The following is a 16,259-nucleotide window of genomic DNA, read 5'->3' as shown; positions in this document are numbered from 1 at the left end:
AGCGCTTCAAAAACGATCATGAAACTAAGGGAAAAGTAGCAAACAGTAATCACTGAGTGCTACTTAGAGGAACGCCGATACAAACCGCTATTTGCTGTCTGCTACGGCATAAGAACGTAGGTCACTACTTACATGTTCTTGGCTGAATGTATATGGATTATCGTCATCAGCTAACTCGAATGCATCGTAGGTGCAGTCACCGATATTATTTCTCGGACAAACATAAACATTCGAACGTTCTATCATTTCTGTGTGGCATTTCGGGCATAGGTTTTTCATGTCACTCTCCTCTGATAACTTATTGATACATTGATAATTCCATGTTCTAGAGATCCATCTCCCTCCTTTACCTAAAACATCACTTAAACCCAACTTTGTTACACCCCAATTACTGAATCGGTGAGACAAAACCATCGGGCTTAAGAGCGACCAAACTACAGTTAATCGATTGCAAAATATTTTCAGCCGTATTACCAATGACATAACCAGATATACCAGTCCTCGCTAAGGTACCCATGACCAACACGTCTACCTCAATACTTTCTACGTAATCTGGAATCTTTTCGTCGGGTTTTCCATGCAGGTGGTGAATCACAATTTCACCTGTAATCCCAGACTCCTCCAACAGCTGTTGCAGAGCTTGTTTATGATCGGCTTTTGCCTTATCGAGTTCATGTTTCAACTCAGCATCATCGACTTGAATCCAAGCGTTACCATTAAGGTAGTTTTCTAAGTAATACTCCCAGCAAGAAATCACGTGTAAACGACTATCGCAGGTGTCGGCTATCGAACGCGATAATTCGAGTAAACGCACGGCTAATGAGTGCTGTTCATCGCTTGCCGTTAATGGGTCGATAGCCACAGCAACACGGCGTTTATCTCTTGGCTTATCAATTGGTCGGTGCAACCAAAGCGGACAAGGGCATTTTCGTAACAGAGTCATATCAATAGCTTTGAAACCCTCAGCACCTTCACCGAGCGGTTCAGCTTCTTTGATGATGAGATCTTTGTTATCAGCTAATGCTTCTTGAATAATACAGACAGCGGGCTTTTCACTGCTTTTCACAGTAAGAGGAAATGCGAGATCCTCTTCAGAGAGTCCCAGCTTCTGTCTGTATTCGTGAATACTTTGTTTGAGGGAGTCTTGCAGCGATTGCTCATAACTTTGCTGATACTGGATCATGTCTGTTGGGAAATCAGGACACGCTATTAGCCCTGAGACAGGCACTTTGTTGCTAGATGCAATCCTCATCGCCTGCTCGAGGGCGTCACTATGGCCTGGCAATCCTTGTGTTGCAAAAAGTATGTTTGCGAATCGTTTCATACACACCTCCTTGTTTGGTTAAATATTAACCACCCACAAAGTATAATACCTAACGGATAATTGTAACGGCTTGTGACGTTGATGAAATCAATTCTCATTAAGAGACGGATATTGCTTCATTTTGTTTTACGTCACACTCTCCTTTCTTCACAACTATCGCCTTCGACCTAAATAAATTCCGCTACCTAAAGTTGAGACCAAATAAAAACCCAAATTACTCAAAGTTTTTCTCACCTTGAGTAACTTGGGTATAAGCAATAACACACTTAGTGTCCGGATTTAAATGGATGACCTAAATTTTCACGCAACTTAGTTTAAAGATGCCATCTCAATCACGAATCGATATGCAAAGTTTTACGGCTTTAGTGACCTAAAATCGCCGTAACTCAATGTTAAGGTTGTTGTTTTGTCGGTGCCAAAGCAATTTCACGAACACATACACCTTGCGGTTGCTGATAAGCAAACAGCACTGCGCGTGCGATGTCGTCTGCTGCCAACACGCCGCCCATATCCACCTTCCAAGCGTCATAGCCATCTTTAATATCTTGAGACGTTGTATGTGAAAGTAATTCCGTTTCCACTGCACCAGGTGCAATCGTCGTAACGCGAACATTCGATGACGCAACTTCTTCACGTACGTTTTCAGAAATAGCATGAACCGCAAATTTGGTACCGCAATAAGCAGCATGATCAGGGAATGTTTTCTTGCCCGCGATAGAGCTGATGTTAATGATCGTACCACTGTTACGTGCTTTCATAGGTGCTAGGACGGACTGCATGCCATTGAGCAAACCAATTACGTTCACATCAAACATGCGCTTCCACTCCGATGCTTCCTGAGTATCTATCTGACCGAGAAGCATAACGCCTGCGTTATTTACAAGTGCATCTACCGGACCATACAACGCTTCAGCTTTCTCAATTGCAGCCTCAAAAGAAGCTTTGTCGGTCACATCTACCTTTTCACAAAGCGTATTTGGTAAGTTTAATGCTTCCAAACGTTCTACACGTCTTGCTAACAAAAGAAGAGCATGGCCCTGTTCACTGAAGTGACGTGCAATCGCTTCACCAATGCCTGAACTAGCGCCTGTAATAACAATTAACTTTTTCATTTTGAATCCTTAATCGAACGGTTTACATCAGTGGCGGTAAGTTTAAGAAAACTTTGTTTGTTGATATATACCGACCTAGTTGAAACACTGTTGTTATACTGCAACAATACTTTTTTGAATTATGAAGAAGTCATCATGCAAACACACATCAACCTTGCGGATATTCGCTCTTTCGTCCTAATCGCTCAACTAGGAAACTTCACGAAAGCAGCAGAGCAACTTGGCGTTTCTCGCTCACACGTTTCACGTCAAATAACAAATCTGGAGCAACAGATTGGTGTCACTTTGCTACAAAGGACCACTCGAACACTGAACCTCACCGAAGCAGGCAAGGTTCTGTATAAACAGTGTGAAACTGCCCTTCACAATATTGATCAAGCTGTTATGGCAGTGGTTGATGATGTAGAAGACTTAAGAGGTGACATTCGTATCAACTGTGTGGGGGGCTATTTAGGAGAAGACGTTGTCGCAGATATCGTTGCTCAATTTCTAATCCAACACCCACAAGTGAGCATTAACTTAGATTTTAGTAGCCATCGTGTCGATTTAATCGCGGATGAATTCGATATCGCTTTTCGAATGGGAAAGTTAGACGACTCCAACTTTATCGCTCGCAAACTGATCGATGTGGAAATGGGGACATACGCAAGCCCAAACTATTTAGAAACATATGGCTATCCTTCTCATCCAAAGGACTTAGAAAAACACGTTTGTTTGACAGGTAGTGTGACACGGTGGGCATTTGAGAACACGAATACAAAGCAGTCAACGGAACACCAGATACGTGGACAGTTACGATGTAAGAGTGGCAGAGTAATGATAAAAGCAGCCTTGGCGGGAAATGGCATCATCCGTGTGCCAGCACTTTATTGTCAACAAGAACTCCAGACAGGCAAGCTAAAAGAAGTGTTTACCAATTGGAGCATTCCGAGTGTGGAATTTTCACTCCTTTATCATCACGACCGACATCAACCAAAACGCATCCGAGCCTTTGTTGATTTTACTACGCAATACTTTCGCAAACTGCAGAGTAAAGACAAGTAACCTGCACGTTGGTACCTGTCTATGTATGCTTTATAGGCTGAGCCTGTGAACCTGGGGTTTGTTCTAGAAAGAGTGTGAGCATTTTGACGCTTAAGGCTTGGTTTTCATAAACGTCAGAGGTGTTTGTCCAGTTTGCTTTTTGAAAAATGCAATAAAAGCACTGTCTGACGAAAACTCCAGCCAATCGGCAACTGCGCTGACTGGCATGCCCGTTGATAACAATTCAACTGCTTTTAAAAGCCTCCACTGTTGCCGCCAATCTTGATAGTTCATTCCCGTTTCCGACTTAAATAATCGTGTTACCGTCTTGGTGCTTGCCCCAACTTTGCTTGCAAGAGTAGTAAGCGAAGGAGCTAGAAATGAAGGTTCAACCAACTCTCGACGAAACGTTGTTAAGAGCCGATGCGATGGCAAAGGCAACTGAAACGAATAACGTTTCGCAGCATAAAACTCCTCCCAAAAAAGCGCCGTCGTATTTACCATCTCGCTGCTAGGCTTATCCCACTCCCAAAATGACATTTTATCAATAAGAGCTTGGAGTAAATTATTCACTTCTATCATCGTGATCTTACTCGGACAGGCAAACTCCTCACAATCAAAATACAAAGATCGATACGCCACCACATTCGTCATTAGTGCGCGATGCGGCGTATTAGGTGGGATCCAAACCGCCTTTGTCGGTGGCAAAATACAAATCGAGTCTTCCAGAGCAAAACTCATACAACCTTGAGGTGCGTACAATAACTGCCCTTTCTTGTGCATATGCATACCTGAGTCGTGCTTGCTAATATCCGCAGCAATTCCCACTACACAATTAGAAATTTTGTCTGCATCAAATTGTGTTTTTCGTTAATAAGCGCCATTTTGTCCGAATGTTGATGTATTTGGTTTTTATGTTGTTATTAGATCAATCATAGCCTCATTTATACTGCCCGCCAACTTCATTAACGATGGGTAACAATATGAATACTAAGCCCTCTTTATGGCTCATGCTGGTTATGTTGATGTTTCCGCAAATTGTAGAAACTATTTATAGCCCAGCGCTGAGCTCAATCGCTCTTTCATTTGATGTAAACCACGCACAAGCAGCCCAAACATTGTCGATTTACTTCCTAGCTTTTGCCATTGGCGTTGTAGTTTGGGGAGTTCTCGCAGATAAACTGGGAAGAAGGCCCACCATGCTTATTGGGCTCTTTATCTATGGCTGCGCATCTTTACTCGCAACTCAAACCGAAAGCTTTGCTGTTGTCATGACCGCGCGAGCCCTAAGCGCATTTGGTATCGCGGTAGGATCCGTTGTCACACAGACCATGCTTCGTGACGCGTTTGACGGTCAAGAACTGAGTAAAGTCTTTAGCTTAATGGGGATGGGTATATCAATCAGCCCGGTAGTTGGCATGCTATTAGGCGGGCAGCTTACAGCGCTTGGTGGATACCGTTATGTGTTTTTTGCCTTGTTTTTAATCGCGTTAGTATTGCTCGCTTACAACGTTATTAAGCTTCCTGAAACACAGAAGGAACAGACACCAGTACGGTTGCATCAACTTAGCTGGAAAATGGTAAGAGACGCGCGAATTTGGCGCTCAGGATTACTGGTTGCTTTGTATAACATTGCTCTATTTTCTTATTACCAGCTTGGCGCATTTACTTTCTCGGTACTTGGGTATAACTCCGAACAATTTGGATACAGTGGCATGGTACTGGGGTTAGGCACTCTGCTTGGGAGTTGTTTAAACAAATCCCTAGTGTCTAAAAATGTTCGAAAAAGCCAACTACTTTGGCTCTCAGCAGTATTGCTTAGTTTGGGATCAGTCGGTGTGTTGATTCTGAGCCAATCAATCTGGTTTGTTGCTCCAATGGTGTTAGTCGTCATGTCTTATGGGATTGCGATACCCAATATACTCAGTGACGCACTCGTTGATTATAAACAACAGGTAGGTAGCGCAGGCGCTTTATTTGGGCTCATGTACTACATCATGATCGGGACGGGATTAGCGATGGCTGGAACAGTACAAAACTTAGGTGTCGTTCTATTATCATGTAGCTGTTTAGCGATTTTATTAGCGTTTTCTAAAAGGCAAGTTCATACCAACTTGTGACCAGATACTACGCATTGCTTGCCTAATCTTCCGAAGATTGGTCTACATCTTTTCTAACGGTTAACTAAAACGTAAATAAAAAGCGCCTGTCGGCGCTTTAATTATCCATAGATCTTATTGCCATGTTGGCTCGCCAAACTCTTCACAACGTTGCTTGTCGTAATTTTCAATGCGCCCGCGTTTACCTACAAACTGAACCTGAACAACCATTCCAGCTTCAACATATTCACTGAAATAATCGCAAGAAACACGAAAACTAGTATCGCGTATCACAATTGGTACCCATTCATAGCCGCCGCTGCGTGGTAAGTAAGACTTGAAGGTAATGACCCCGTCATCTGAAACGTTGATTTCTTCATCATATTCATTCAACTTATAAAAACGTTGTCCATCAAACTCTGCCTTTGCTTTTTCAATTATTTCCTTCGTTGCTGTCGATTGCATCGGCGTATTTGACACCAGTTGACACCCAACAATAGATGTCAATACGGACAAAGCCAAAGCGAGTTTAGTTATTTTATTCATTTACCTAACCACTGTTGAATTATTCAACACTTACCACTTTAAAAGGAGGGAGACCATACTTTATTTTAAAGAAAATAAAAAGCGCCTTTCGGCGCTATTAATTATACATCCCTTACCCAAACGTCTTTGACGTCTTTCTTAAGAAGGTCAATCACACTCTGGTGAATAAAAACTAATCCAAAGTCTTCTTCTAGTTTAAATATTAATCGTTCTTCTAAGGGAATATTTTCTAATTTAGAGAAATCAAACTCCGTTGACTCGATGTCTAACCAGTTTAACTTGCCGTATTGTTTTTCTTTGTCCGTCAATTTATAAGTTTGATGGATGTAAGGCATTCGATAATCTTCGTAAACTTTAATTTGATCATCTGTTGGTTGGCTTGGAGAACAATCGACACGAGCGTCTAACCACTCTACTCCGTGTACGACCAGTTTCTCCACTTTTGACGCAATATCGCTGATGATAAATAACTTTGGAGAAAAGGTCATTTCAAGCAGTAAATCAGGCTCAATTGGCACTATTGGCTTAGGGCTTTGCTGGAATGGGAAGTCAGTCAAAGATTGTTTAGATAAAACTATGTAGTTAGTCATTATTATATTTACCTACTTACACTAGACTCGGGGCGTCTCTTCGGATGTATCAAATGAAAAGGCAACGATACTAGTGTTTATTTTACCCTCCTCATCTAAACGGACAAGCGCTTCAAACAACTCGATTGAGAAGAACGTTTTTGTCATTCCGACAGGTTTAAAAACATGCCTCTTGCTATCCGGAAGTTCCTTGATCTTTTCATCAGATAAGTAAAAACGAGTAGTTACGTCAGTCACTTTTATGCTTTTATCATAATCAACGACATCTACTAAGTTATCTACTGCTATTATGTAGCGCTCAGTTAACACTCCGTCTCCGGAACAGGTTAATTTTGCGGGATAAACTTCAACACCGTATGGGTCGAAACTCATAATTAGTTCAGCAATAGGCTTAGTGACATTAAAAGCACCGCCTCTGATTAAATCTAACGCTTCCATTTCATAGATATCATCATCTTTCCACACAATCTCACTTATACAAGAAGTGGGAGTGAAATCATTATCATCATAGAAAGACGACCGACTATCAACGGCTATAAATAATGATTCACCCTCGTTAAAGTCTTCATTTATGTATGCTATTTCCATCTCAAACCTATAATTTACTAGCAACCTTTAGATAATTGAACTTAAGGGCTTTCTTATAAAAAAGTCCACTCCATATTTCTTCTATCTCCGGCCAAGTTGTATTTTTGTGTGTTCTTTGCTGACAATCTGAGCTTCTACAACCATTTCCTTTTGGAGAAAAGTCACCTCCTGTATTGTGAAGCAATATCGTAAATTCACTTATCATGTCACAAATTCTTTCCGAAAGATCATTCAGTTCTTTTCGATATACAGGAGGTGGCATTTCACAGTGTAGCTTTTCCAACGTCTCTAGCAATTCTTGCTTTACAAACTTATGATAGGCTTTAGAAGGATATGCTTTAATCTTATTTTTGTCTTTGTTCAGCATACTAGCCCTCTTCATTGGATTCCCTCCATTTAACATCGAGGTAGGCTCTGCATTAGAGTACACTTGTTCATCACTCTTAAGATTAAGTTTACTTACTGTATTTCTACCCGTATGACCGCTAGAATGCCAAGGCAATCGATACTTGCACGCAACCTTTTTAGCCGTACCTTTGTCACTGCTGGGAAGTATTACTATATTGTCTAAACTGTTCCAACTGTATTCTTTGTTTCGCATCTGTTCTGTTCGCTGAGTTGATAGCTTTTCGAACAAATTAAAGCTAATCAGATGATGTCCAGTAAGAGGACAATCACATTTTTCAGCTAATATATGATTGGCCTTTAGTAATGCTTCACCAGAAACATGTCGAGAAAAACCGTTATTGCTCATACTCATTTTTTCCTTCCTGGAAGGACACATTTTTTCTTATGTCGTTTATCGGCGATTGCCCGCTTACACACTCTACAACGAACTGTTTTAGTCCCTTTATCCTCATTTGCCTTCGCAGAACTCTTTCCTGACTGTGCAGACTCGCCAGTATTATGTTTTACTTTTGCTGGGTAAGTTTTCTCACTCTTACCTAAAATTCGAGCAAAAAGGTCATCAAACTCGCCCATCGCTTCTTTAAGCTTATCCGGTACCATCTTATCGATGATTTTTACCTCATCCGCTAACTTCAAGAAATACGTACCGAGCTCATCTGCACCCATTCTGTTTGCGTGTGAAGCCAACTCAGTTGCCACTTCAATGCAAGGTTTTAGAACATCGCTAACAATCTGGCTGGTCTGTTTTGCATAATCCATCCAATCTAACGTGCGTAGGAATTTTTCTGGATCGCCTTTACCCATGCCTCTTAAAACAGCAAGCAAAGTATCTTTTGATGTTCCTTTACCGCCTTTTAACGCAACTTTACAAGTGCCTTTGACTGCACTACCAAATGTCGGGACACAACCGATAAGCGTTAATGAAAGAGCTAGCCAGTTTTCCGACTTTTCACGTTCTTCCTCATTCAACAACGTCATAATGTTCGCTGATAAATCGCGGACATCTGCTGCTTGATCGACAACAGGGATCATGGTCAGGGCCGTATTGGCAATAATCTGTTCTACGGAGGCATCATCGTTAAAGTCACCAAGAATGACGCCCCAAACCCAGCTTGCAGCACCAGACATTCTCTTCCACGCATTCTCCCAGAAACCGACTTCTCCACGCTTAGCTTCTTCAATAATTAGCTGCGCGTTTGCACTTGGATCAAAGTTCGGGTTGGTCTTGGTTGGGACATTTGGCATAAAATCACGGCTGTCCTCGCCGTACTCTATAGCAAACTCCCCCGGAGCAACGCCACCAACAGATGCTTTACCGTTGTCGTCGAGAGTTCCTTCAAACACCGCGCCAGATTGATCTGTGAGAGTGTATGTTGCGCCTTGAACGGGTTCACCGTCTGAGTATGAGAGATACAAATCAACCGTATACGTCCCTTCCTGCTCTTCAGTCACAGAAACCGATGGGTTTTGTGCGCCACCCAAACACATAGTGTTAGCTTTGTTCATGGTCATTTGATCGGACAGGCGACATACGCCCTTGCCTTCAAACTTGACTGTTGGTGAGGCTGAAATGAATTTTGCTTCGGCTTCTATCGTGCCTGAGGAAACGCCTTTTCTGTCACCGCCCGCATCGCCGGTACTTTTTGAGAACGTACTGCCCTTGATAGCGACACTGTTACCGCCATCCATAGAGACTGTCGTAGTCCCACCAGCAAGGTCTGCTGATTTAGCATTGTTGCCATAAGGGATAGGGACGACTGGCTTGCCGACCTTAGTTAAACAAACATCTGGGAGCGTTGCATTCGCTTCACCACCTGAGCCTTTATGAACTATCGAAAGTCCATTCGCACCAACTGTTACGCCCATAATCAATCCATTTGAATTTTATTGATTGAATGATAAAAGAGATCGCACATTGCAATCTCTCTAAATAACTAGTGAATTTCACTAAAAGACCAGTGATATTCACAATAAACCCTAAAACTGGCAGAAGATCTCATTTTAGATCTCTGGTTATCTATACATTTCAAGCAGTTGCTGAAATTTTAAGTCTATGACGATGTAGGTTGCCGCATACATAAGCGCAAACGTCATCGCACTAAGACTTAAGATCAGCTTGGGTGAAATTACCCTTTTTAACGGCTTCTTTAGATATTTAGCTTTAAGGTTGATTAAAGAAACTTTTTCTTGTTCTGCTAGGCGGTCATCTCGCACTAATCGATAAATGGTGCTGCCAATTTCCGCTAGCTTTTCGTTGCCACGCTCTTCACGGCCGTACTTGCCTTGGAAACCAAGTTGAAGCAATAAATAGAGAAACTCTATAACGTGACGGTATTTGCGAGGGTCGGCTTTTAAGCGGTCGAGAATAACGAAAAACTTGTCACCACCAGATGTCTCGTTGTGGAATTCAGACAGTAAGCTGTTCTGGCTCCAGTGACTATTTGCTCCCCATTCTTGCCGACAAACAGATTCATCAATCGCCGCACACAAGCAGTAACGAATAACAAGAACCGAAGCACGATCGAGCTCCATTTCATTAAGTTTTCGTTCACCTTTTCGAATCTCACGTGCCACTTGTTCACGAAATGGCATCGGGTCATCAAGCCAAGGGATCGAAGACATACAAGACAGACTGGCGATCAACCATGAGAACTGGTCCACTAGCGGGTTAATACCCATGTTATCGATAGATAGATCTTGTACTGCTATGTTTCTCGACAAGTCAGGCGCTGGCATTACCTCCATTGGTTTGCCAGGCTCTGGTTGGAATAAGACTACGGTGACGTCGGTTTCTGCGTAACTCATAGACGAACGGCCCAAAGTTGCAATGATAAGTTAGCGAAATCGCCCGCAACGTGAATCGCAATCGCAGCAGTGTTCTTCAATGCCATCCACTCTTCGCCCGTTTTATCGAGCTCGAAATAGGTGTAGCCAGCGTGATACGGCAGCGCGCGTGGCACAACTGGCATTGGTTTGATCTCAATCCCAGGCAGTTGAAGGTTAATCAAGTCACGTATGTTATCGATAGAACCGATCTTCGTTTGGCTGACAAACTGGGTATGCAGAACATCCAAGGTCACGTCGGCTTTAACTGCGAGGATAAAGGTTGTCGTATCAATGATCTTATTGTCAGGGATTGCTGCCGTTCTGATGCCATAGTTCTGATCTTTTAAGGTCAGTGGAATTGCTCTTTGCTCAGACATCACGCTCAATGTCATTTTCGCACTGTCTAGGACGCGAGAAAGACAGCTAGTAAGATCACCATGATTGTACTTCGTAAACTCAATAGGTCGGCGTGTCGTTGAGCACAGCGTCGAAAGCTCACCCTCTGCCTGAAGAAGAATTCGATACAAAGACTCAGGATGCACAGCTTCTGTGCTGGCGAAATGCCAAAATAAGGGTTCGTATCGGTTGAGCGCTTGCAATAGCATAAAGTCAGAAACCGATGATACGCCTTGTTGATCCACCACCCCTAATCGCTGGACTATCGATTCCGCGCGATGCTTCAACATAGAAGCAAACTCGGTCGCAAATTTACTCAGTACTGTCGACGCATGAATATCGATACAGGTAGGAATGAAACTATCATCTAAGATCACGCTGCCATCAGGCTTCACTTCTGAGATCTTTAAGATCGGAATAGACGTGTAAGCACTCTTATCTTCATGATCGTACATTAAGCAAAAGTTAAGCTTACCGACGACGATATTTGCCATGTCTTCCGAATCATAACAAGCGTCAACCGCTTCTTGAGATTCCATCGTATAGCGCGCACCGTCTTTTTTGGTACCAAATAACTCAGAACGTTCCGATGGTAACGGACAGCACAAATAAACGACTTTATCGGCAATCGAAGGATCTACATCTTTCACTTCAGGCAGCTCAGCAAGCAACGGAAGCTCAAATGGTGTCCGGTCTTGTAAAATACCTTCAGCACGAGTAATACCGATTTTACCCAGTGCTAGTAACTGAGAGTTGATTTCTAAACGTTTAACTCCCCAATGCAAAGGCGATGCATTGGCACTCAGTAGGCTCGATAGTTTACTTTGCGAACGATCGAGTTGTTGAAAATGCTGCGGCTTCATGAACATTCCATCTTGCCAAACAACTGGATTGTATAAAGACATGTTTCTATCCCTTAAAAGTAAACCTGTTCAATGCCGCGAGTGTTATCAGAAATTAACTCACTGCCCTCTAACTTGAGCTTGATGTAGTACTCGCTCTTCTCTTCAATAACTTCCACTTTTCGCCATGACGAACCATCAATATCACGAAAAGCCACTGAAAAACCGACGGCACGAGTGTCAGGGTCTAGAGTTAGCATTTCATGAACTTTTCCACCTGGCTGTATTTGATATTCGTAACGTTTGATGTACTCATCACCCAACGACGCTTTATCGCTCTCAAACAAGGCAAAGAAATCTAAGCTTCGGAACAATACTGGCGAACTTAATTCGTGAAGACGAAGAATAACTGGAGATGACTGGCCCCCATTTCTCACATTGAGTACAGGTGATGCCTCAATAACCAATTCAATCGACGAAGTTTCTGGTGTGATACCCGTGGACTCTTTAAATTGATCCCACATGGAACAACCGGACAACATGGCAAATCCGAGTAATACAGCGATACTACGCATGGTTTCCCTTAATCACTTTGTTATAGTTTTTCTTAATCAGCCCTTTTAAGGATGTTTCATTAAGCAGGCGACGATTATTAGTGTAGAAATCTAGGTATTCGGCCCACAGCTTTGACTTAGTTGAGAACAAAGACTGGCTAGCGACCCTGTTAGCAAATGCTACGGGATCGTTCGTTTCAGACTGTTCTAAAACGAGCTCATTCAGTGCTTTGTTAAGCATCACTTGGTGGTCGTTCAGCTCATCGAGCATTTGTTCAACCAGTTCATTTGGAGCCAGTAATTGCTGACTATTCAAAGTGAGCATTAGCTCTGCAATGTTCGAGTTAGCCTCACTCGCACTCTGCTCATCTTTTAACGATTCCACTTCGTGCAACTCTTTCTGTAGGTTATCAATACATAAACGCAAGCAAGTGCCCATTTGCTTGAATAACTGCGCCTCGTTTGTCATCAACTCTGGATTTCGAATACCCAAACCATCAAAAAACGCTTGCGCTATATCTTGAGAGCAAACGGCCGCATCAGTATCGACTTGTGCTTTCGTCGTGGTGTTTATCGCATGATGCTCCGTAAGTATTTGAAGTTGCTGATTAGTGTTAGGAGAAGGCGTAAAAGATTGGGTCATCTCTTCCCATTTTGACCCTGTATTAGCCTGCTCTACGACCATCTCAGTTACATTAGGCGTACGATGTTGTCTTTGAATCGCGCTATCTGGGGCTACTGTGCCAGGTTGCATCACCTCAGCTGAGGCAATATCGGCTCTATGTGGCTTACCGCTTTCTGGCGCTAATGCGTCATTGACTGATGCGTTACTCTTGGTTTCCGCAGCCATCCAGTCTTCAGGGATTAGGCTTGGTTGATCAAATTCGGAATATATACTGAAACTGTCATCGACCACCTGACGCGTGCTTTCCACGGTTCTAGGTTGTTCAGATTCTGTACGCTCATTATCACGAATTAAGTAATCGTCATCTCGCTGCATCGAAAAGTTAAGGTGAGCAACAGGATCATGACAATCAATGTCATCCTGTTTAGTCTCCATAAACAAATCTTCTAAGGCACCGACTTTTTCTTCCTCTTCGACAACCGCATCTCCTAGACTAACCAGAGGATCGCTAGATACTCGCTCAGGAGCAATATCAGCGGCGATGTCTAGTGTTGAGGTAACGTGCTCAAGAGAAACACCAATCTCATATTGCCCTAAAGAAATGATGTCGCCATCAACTATCGCAACGGGTTGATTTTTTAGTATTTTATTCCCATTTACCATTGTGCCATTAGTTGATACGTCACTTATATAGTAGGTATCTCCATACACGCTGAGCAAACAATGAGTGCCCGATATAAAGCGGTTGTGATCGGCTAAAGACACGCTACAGCTTGGGGAACGACCTATCGAACCACCACTTTCAGGCATTTCAATATGCTTTGCACCGGTGTATTCCTCTGGACACTTTGAGATAAATAAAACTAGCTGATTTGAGTACATTTACGAACCTCAAAAGAGCAAAGAAACTGATAGTTCAAGCCCACCAATTCCATCATTTACAACCGGAAGGATATAAGAGGCCTGCGGGATAATTTGTATATGGGCGTCAGGATTACTGCCTAACTTTATAGCAGTACCAAGGGTCACAACCGCACCTAACTCAAACTGGTCGATGTCTTCAACACTCTCATAACGATAGCCCTCTTGGTCTACTTGCCAGCGATTAGAATATTGCGAGTAACCGACAGACAAGCCCGCACCAACATATGGCGTGAAAACCCTCCAAGAAGTCAACGCATATTGAGGAACAACACGAAGTTCATAGTTCGTCGCTTCTTGATATAAGCCGTTTGCTGGCGCTTCAATATCTTCTGCTAGATAGTTTAGCCCTAACCACCAACGCCAACGGTTATTGTTTTCATCAATAGGACGAGTATGAACCAAGCCGAACCTAAGCGTATCCTGCTCACCACTTTTACCTTCATCGTATTTAATGCTATCGATAGTCAAGATACTGGTAGAGAGTCCATATCGCTCCCCTTTTGCCATTGCAACAGAAGAAAATAGACACATGGCTGAAATCAGCCCAATTTGACTTGGTTTTAGCATTTCGTCCCTCTAGGAAAACCGATATTCTACTTAGAGGCGAAAGATATCAATTATATTCTCTTTTTCAATAAGCCTAAAAAAACACCTATAATTTAATACATTTCAACTATCAGGTTGGTTGTTTTACCTACAAACAAAAACTAAAGAACCGACTACAGATTAAGTGACGAGACAGTAAATCTTTCTATTTAAATAGAAGTCACAGAATTTGATTGCTAATTGAACAAACCGTAATCTCCGATAACAATTTAGTTACTTTTTAATCAACGTTCTCATCTTCATATATAAGTTTCTTCTTATAAATATACTTAACTATTGATATTAATATTATGAACAAAGATCACACTAAAAGTAATTTAATTTCTTTTAATGAATTTTTATTATCTAATCCGCTTATTTTGTCTATAGAATTGCGGCAGATGTGCACTGCTTATAATTTAATATAACAGTAGTGAAATCCTATATAACTTAATACTTCTATATGATCAGTTGGAACTTTCTTTATGTTTTTTACCGACTTCGCTCGAAGACCAATCGATGAAAATAACCCAAGCGGCTCTAATCCTAATGGTTCTGAGGATTTTGACGAAATTAAACGTCAAATAAACAACCTGAATAAAGTCACAGGGAGAGTCTCGTGGAAAACGGTTCAAACACTCTCAAAAAAGATCTTGAGTACCCAAGCGAAAGACCTACGTTGTTGCTGTTACTTTACCGTTGCGTCAACCTATAACGACGGCTTAAGAGGCCTTGTTGAAGGGTTAAACTCAATACTTGATGTGTGTGTCGTATATTGGTTCAACGCGTATCCAGAGCATTCAAAGTCAAAGGCACGAATGAGCGCTATTGAATGGATGGTAGAGCATACTGAAAAACGAATTAATAAGCATCGGGCGTTACCAGAAGAGCTTCCATTGATAGAGGCAGCACATCAATTATGCTTGAGGATTGAGGAAGAGCTTCGTCTTCATTACGGTATTGAAGCGCCGTCATTAGGTCGCATTCGCCGTATTTTGAATCAATGGATTGAGCAGATAAAAGAACAACAGATTGCGGCTGAGTTACGCGAGAAAAAACAAGCCAACACTAGCGCTCCTGCAGCAACGCAGAAGGCACCTGAAATTAAAGTGAATGTGTCTCCCTCTCCGGCACCGGTGTCATTACCCAACCTAAATAGCCAAGAGAAAGCATCACCGGCAAAGTCTGGTCGATTTATGATCTACTTCGTTATTGGTTTGATTGTTACTGCGATATGTTCACATTTCATGTACGAGCAACAACGTTATCGAACATTGGAACAAAAAATTAATCAAGCTTCACTTAATGAACTTGTAAGTTTGGTCGCCTCGTTAGATTACGAAAATAAAAAATATGCTCAGTCATTGAAAACGCAGGCCATTAATCGTGTCGATATTATGATGAATAACTGGTTTTTAGACTCGGCAAAAGTAAGTAACGTCAGCGAGCTCGATAGCTTGACCAATGAATTAATCGCAATCTATCCGGATTCGTCTTCTGCACAGCAACTACGTCAGAACTTTTTGACACAGAGCGCCCATTTAGAAGACCAGTTTATGGATGTTTATAAGCGATTCTCAGACGCAAGAACGGTGTTTGCCAACGTAGCTAGACAGAATGTAGATAAGAACTCTGAAAAGGCGTACGAATACAGTAACTCGTTATTCCCGCTTTTAGGTCGTATTGAATACGCTGAAAAGTATTCACAGCAAAAGGAAATTGACCGCGCAACCCTTTTACTGAACATCTACCTATATAAATTGAGTCAGCTACAAGCTGAAAAAACTGACAATAAATAACAATACAATTAAAGAAGT

At 42.1% G+C, this 16,259-nt stretch carries 17 protein-coding genes; 3 read left to right on the top strand and 14 right to left on the bottom strand.

The window, feature by feature from the left end; translation table 11 throughout:
* Window positions 1-87 precede the first annotated feature (87 nt).
* From IJ23_RS24175 to IJ23_RS12575, 3 genes are all read right to left on the bottom strand, one after another.
* The gene (locus tag IJ23_RS24175) at window positions 88-279 is read right to left on the bottom strand and encodes a hypothetical protein (protein ID WP_081886420.1); all 192 of its coding nucleotides are present in this window, start codon (window positions 277-279) and stop codon (window positions 88-90) included.
* Between the two features lie 109 nt (window positions 280-388).
* On the bottom strand, window positions 389-1,324 hold the full coding sequence (locus IJ23_RS12580) for a universal stress protein (RefSeq protein ID WP_005373330.1): 936 nt from the start codon (window positions 1,322-1,324) through the stop codon (window positions 389-391).
* A 392-nt stretch (window positions 1,325-1,716) separates the two neighbouring features.
* A complete protein-coding gene (locus tag IJ23_RS12575; protein WP_005373333.1) occupies window positions 1,717-2,436 on the bottom strand; it encodes an SDR family oxidoreductase in 720 nt (239 codons plus the stop codon).
* 135 nt (window positions 2,437-2,571) lie between these two features.
* On the opposite strand from IJ23_RS12575, the gene IJ23_RS12570 reads away from it, so the two are divergent.
* The gene (locus tag IJ23_RS12570; RefSeq protein ID WP_005373334.1) at window positions 2,572-3,480 is read left to right on the top strand and encodes a LysR family transcriptional regulator; all 909 of its coding nucleotides are present in this window, start codon (window positions 2,572-2,574) and stop codon (window positions 3,478-3,480) included.
* 90 nt (window positions 3,481-3,570) lie between these two features.
* Here IJ23_RS12570 and IJ23_RS12565 read toward each other — a convergent pair whose 3' ends face one another.
* Complete coding sequence (locus IJ23_RS12565; protein ID WP_050550089.1) at window positions 3,571-4,287, bottom strand: AraC family transcriptional regulator; 717 nt, start codon at window positions 4,285-4,287, stop codon at window positions 3,571-3,573.
* A 155-nt stretch (window positions 4,288-4,442) separates the two neighbouring features.
* On the opposite strand from IJ23_RS12565, the gene IJ23_RS12560 reads away from it, so the two are divergent.
* A complete protein-coding gene (locus tag IJ23_RS12560; protein ID WP_033906421.1) occupies window positions 4,443-5,579 on the top strand; it encodes a multidrug effflux MFS transporter in 1,137 nt (378 codons plus the stop codon).
* A 114-nt stretch (window positions 5,580-5,693) separates the two neighbouring features.
* On the opposite strand, the gene IJ23_RS12555 is transcribed toward IJ23_RS12560, so the two are convergent.
* The 10 genes from IJ23_RS12555 to IJ23_RS12510 form a co-directional block, all read right to left on the bottom strand.
* Window positions 5,694-6,104, bottom strand: a complete 411-nt coding sequence (locus IJ23_RS12555) for a hypothetical protein (protein ID WP_033906420.1) — start codon at window positions 6,102-6,104, stop codon at window positions 5,694-5,696.
* A 101-nt stretch (window positions 6,105-6,205) separates the two neighbouring features.
* Window positions 6,206-6,694: a hypothetical protein gene (locus tag IJ23_RS12550; RefSeq protein WP_033906419.1), complete on the bottom strand. Its 489-nt coding sequence runs from the start codon at window positions 6,692-6,694 to the stop codon at window positions 6,206-6,208.
* 21 nt (window positions 6,695-6,715) lie between these two features.
* Window positions 6,716-7,282 (bottom strand): imm11 family protein, encoded by a 567-nt coding sequence (locus IJ23_RS12545; protein ID WP_033906418.1) that lies wholly within the window; start codon window positions 7,280-7,282, stop codon window positions 6,716-6,718.
* 7 nt (window positions 7,283-7,289) lie between these two features.
* A complete protein-coding gene (locus IJ23_RS12540) occupies window positions 7,290-8,036 on the bottom strand; it encodes an AHH domain-containing protein (protein ID WP_226083226.1) in 747 nt (248 codons plus the stop codon).
* Window positions 8,037-8,038: 2 nt separating this feature from the next.
* A complete protein-coding gene (locus tag IJ23_RS12535; RefSeq protein WP_033906415.1) occupies window positions 8,039-9,556 on the bottom strand; it encodes a PAAR-like domain-containing protein in 1,518 nt (505 codons plus the stop codon).
* A gap of 147 nt (window positions 9,557-9,703) precedes the next feature.
* Complete coding sequence (icmH, locus tag IJ23_RS12530) at window positions 9,704-10,495, bottom strand: type IVB secretion system protein IcmH/DotU (RefSeq protein WP_005373354.1); 792 nt, start codon at window positions 10,493-10,495, stop codon at window positions 9,704-9,706.
* Window positions 10,492-11,817, bottom strand: coding sequence for a type VI secretion system baseplate subunit TssK (tssK, locus tag IJ23_RS12525; RefSeq protein WP_033906414.1), 1,326 nt, complete (start codon window positions 11,815-11,817; stop codon window positions 10,492-10,494). The genes icmH and tssK overlap by 4 nt, the downstream gene beginning before the upstream one ends.
* A gap of 11 nt (window positions 11,818-11,828) precedes the next feature.
* Window positions 11,829-12,329, bottom strand: a complete 501-nt coding sequence (tssJ, locus tag IJ23_RS12520; RefSeq protein ID WP_005386118.1) for a type VI secretion system lipoprotein TssJ — start codon at window positions 12,327-12,329, stop codon at window positions 11,829-11,831.
* Window positions 12,322-13,815, bottom strand: coding sequence for a type VI secretion system-associated FHA domain protein (locus IJ23_RS12515; RefSeq protein ID WP_033906413.1), 1,494 nt, complete (start codon window positions 13,813-13,815; stop codon window positions 12,322-12,324). The genes tssJ and IJ23_RS12515 overlap by 8 nt, the downstream gene beginning before the upstream one ends.
* A 9-nt stretch (window positions 13,816-13,824) precedes the next feature.
* On the bottom strand, window positions 13,825-14,424 hold the full coding sequence (locus tag IJ23_RS12510) for a hypothetical protein (RefSeq protein ID WP_005386114.1): 600 nt from the start codon (window positions 14,422-14,424) through the stop codon (window positions 13,825-13,827).
* Between the two features lie 503 nt (window positions 14,425-14,927).
* On the opposite strand from IJ23_RS12510, the gene IJ23_RS12505 reads away from it, so the two are divergent.
* A complete protein-coding gene (locus tag IJ23_RS12505) occupies window positions 14,928-16,241 on the top strand; it encodes a type VI secretion system ImpA family N-terminal domain-containing protein (RefSeq protein ID WP_033906412.1) in 1,314 nt (437 codons plus the stop codon).
* The last annotated feature ends 18 nt before the right edge of the window (window positions 16,242-16,259 follow it).

The sequence above is a fragment of the Vibrio sp. OY15 genome (assembly GCF_000742455.1).
Lineage (GTDB): Bacteria > Pseudomonadota > Gammaproteobacteria > Enterobacterales > Vibrionaceae > Vibrio > Vibrio alginolyticus.
The sequence above is the reverse complement of the archived record's forward strand: the minus strand, read 5'-3'. Positions and strand labels throughout refer to the sequence as shown.

Coding starts and splice junctions, on each gene's coding strand:
- IJ23_RS24175 (WP_081886420.1), bottom strand. CDS start 279: ATGAAAAACCTATGCCCGAAATGCCACACAGAAATGATAGAACGTTCG.
- IJ23_RS12580 (WP_005373330.1), bottom strand. CDS start 1,324: ATGAAACGATTCGCAAACATACTTTTTGCAACACAAGGATTGCCAGGC.
- IJ23_RS12575 (WP_005373333.1), bottom strand. CDS start 2,436: ATGAAAAAGTTAATTGTTATTACAGGCGCTAGTTCAGGCATTGGTGAA.
- IJ23_RS12570 (WP_005373334.1), top strand. CDS start 2,572: ATGCAAACACACATCAACCTTGCGGATATTCGCTCTTTCGTCCTAATC.
- IJ23_RS12560 (WP_033906421.1), top strand. CDS start 4,443: ATGAATACTAAGCCCTCTTTATGGCTCATGCTGGTTATGTTGATGTTT.
- IJ23_RS12555 (WP_033906420.1), bottom strand. CDS start 6,104: ATGAATAAAATAACTAAACTCGCTTTGGCTTTGTCCGTATTGACATCT.
- IJ23_RS12550 (WP_033906419.1), bottom strand. CDS start 6,694: ATGACTAACTACATAGTTTTATCTAAACAATCTTTGACTGACTTCCCA.
- IJ23_RS12545 (WP_033906418.1), bottom strand. CDS start 7,282: ATGGAAATAGCATACATAAATGAAGACTTTAACGAGGGTGAATCATTA.
- IJ23_RS12540 (WP_226083226.1), bottom strand. CDS start 8,036: ATGAGCAATAACGGTTTTTCTCGACATGTTTCTGGTGAAGCATTACTA.
- IJ23_RS12535 (WP_033906415.1), bottom strand. CDS start 9,556: ATGGGCGTAACAGTTGGTGCGAATGGACTTTCGATAGTTCATAAAGGC.
- icmH (WP_005373354.1), bottom strand. CDS start 10,495: ATGAGTTACGCAGAAACCGACGTCACCGTAGTCTTATTCCAACCAGAG.
- tssK (WP_033906414.1), bottom strand. CDS start 11,817: ATGTCTTTATACAATCCAGTTGTTTGGCAAGATGGAATGTTCATGAAG.
- tssJ (WP_005386118.1), bottom strand. CDS start 12,329: ATGCGTAGTATCGCTGTATTACTCGGATTTGCCATGTTGTCCGGTTGT.
- IJ23_RS12515 (WP_033906413.1), bottom strand. CDS start 13,815: ATGTACTCAAATCAGCTAGTTTTATTTATCTCAAAGTGTCCAGAGGAA.
- IJ23_RS12510 (WP_005386114.1), bottom strand. CDS start 14,424: ATGCTAAAACCAAGTCAAATTGGGCTGATTTCAGCCATGTGTCTATTT.
- IJ23_RS12505 (WP_033906412.1), top strand. CDS start 14,928: ATGTTTTTTACCGACTTCGCTCGAAGACCAATCGATGAAAATAACCCA.